At 52.1% G+C, this 265-nt stretch carries 1 pseudogene; it reads right to left on the bottom strand.

The annotated features are described in order from the left end of the window. Positions 1-265, bottom strand: a pseudogene (gene cecR, locus R2R70_RS20805) (DNA-binding transcriptional regulator CecR); the annotation flags it as partial.

Genomic DNA, 265 nt, shown 5'->3' with positions numbered 1-265 from the left:
CTACAAACTCCTTTGCGATAATCCTTGCAAAATCAGGTCGATATGACAGGTCACCGTCTGGTTGATCAGTTCGGTCTTTTCTTCATCGAACGCGGTCCAGCCGGTACGTAACAGAATTGTTTCTTTGCCAAGACGGAACGCCAGAATCTCACCAATCAACGCATGGGTATGAAGGATCATGCGGGTGTCATTGGCGTCGCAGCCGGTCCAGGCGGCAATCAGGCGTGTCAGGTGGCTGTGTAGCGGACTAATCACCTGTTCGTGC

It is taken from the genome of Cobetia sp. SIMBA_158 (assembly GCF_046566945.1).
Lineage (GTDB): Bacteria > Pseudomonadota > Gammaproteobacteria > Pseudomonadales > Halomonadaceae > Cobetia > Cobetia amphilecti.
The sequence above is the reverse complement of the archived record's forward strand: the minus strand, read 5'-3'. Positions and strand labels throughout refer to the sequence as shown.